We start from the raw sequence: 1,226 nt of genomic DNA, 5'->3' as shown, positions 1-1,226 counted from the left end.
GCCCGGCCCGGAGCGGCACGGATCGCCGCGGCGATCTTGCGTACCGCGTCCATATCGACGGCCGGCGTCGGCGCCAACGTCACCTTGCCGGGCAAAACCGCCTCGACTTCGCCCCAGGCGGCATCCGCCGGCAGGATCAGGGTCGCGACGCCGGGTGGTGTCAGCGAGGCGCGAAAGGCCGCTTCAGCTGCCGGCACGACATCGGCCGGACCCTTGACGCGGCCGACCCAGTTGGACATCGGCGCCGCAAGGCTCTCGATATCGCTGGTGAGTGGGGCATCGAGCGGCAGATGGTAAGAGGCGTGGTCGCCGACGATGTTGATCATCGGGCTGAAGGCACGCCGGGCATTGTGCATGTTGGCCAGCCCGTTGGCCAGGCCGGGACCGGTATGCAGCAGCGTCGCGGCCGGCCGATCGGTCATCCGCGCATAGCCATCGGCGGCACCCGTCACCACGCCTTCGAACAGCCCGAGCACGCAACGCATTTTCGGCTTGCGGTCAAGCGCTGCAACGAAGTGCATTTCGGAGGTGCCGGGATTGGCGAAGCAGACCGTCACATCATTGGCCAGAAGCACGTCACACAGGACATCGGCGCCGTTCATGCAATTCCCTCCCGCTCAAGATCGCAGAGCAGTTGCACCCGCGAGCACCTGCAGCAATGTCTTGCCGCTACTTTTGATCTAATCCAGTGCCGTAAAGATCAGCCAACCGTCGATTTCAGGAATGCCAGCGCGGCCGCGGTCAGCGCGTCGCCCTCCTCGCCGAAATCGCGATTGATCGACATATGCGTATAGGCGCTGCCGTCGAACAGCGTAACCTTGGTGCCCGTCGATCGCAGGCGCTCGGCAAAGGCCCTGGAGTCCTCGCTCCGGCCCGATGCCCGCGAATAGGCGATGAAAGTCGGCGGGTGCTTGCGGCCGTCGACATAGCTGGCCGGCGAAAGTGCCGCCCATTGCGCGGGATCGGAAAAGACGCGGGCATAGGCCCGGACCATACCGCCATTCTTGGCAAGTGCTGCAAGATCATAGGCCCTGGTGTCGTCGAGGATGAGCGCGGCTATGCCCGGCAATCCGCCGCGCATGCCGGTCAGCGCAACCAGATGGCAGCCGGCCGAATGGCCCATGCCGACGATGCGGTTGGGATCGCCGCCATGCCGGGCGATGTTGGCCCTGATGTAAGCATAGGCCTTTTCGACGTCACCAGCCTGGGTGCCGACATTGGCCTGC

Annotated in this window: 2 protein-coding genes; both read right to left on the bottom strand. The window is 65.2% G+C overall.

Going from position 1 to position 1,226, the window contains the following annotated elements; all coding sequences use genetic code 11:
- Window positions 1-602 (bottom strand): thiamine pyrophosphate-binding protein (locus ENZ74_RS32175; protein ID WP_245471057.1); only part of this gene is annotated, 602 nt, incomplete at its 3' end.
- A gap of 98 nt (window positions 603-700) precedes the next feature.
- The coding region (locus ENZ74_RS32170) for an alpha/beta hydrolase (RefSeq protein ID WP_164761421.1) at window positions 701-1,226 on the bottom strand (526 nt) is incomplete at its 5' end.

The organism is Mesorhizobium sp. M7A.F.Ca.CA.002.15.2.1 (genome assembly GCF_003998715.1).
GTDB lineage: Bacteria > Pseudomonadota > Alphaproteobacteria > Rhizobiales > Rhizobiaceae > Mesorhizobium > Mesorhizobium ciceri.
This window is presented reverse-complemented; position numbering and strand designations above follow the sequence as displayed.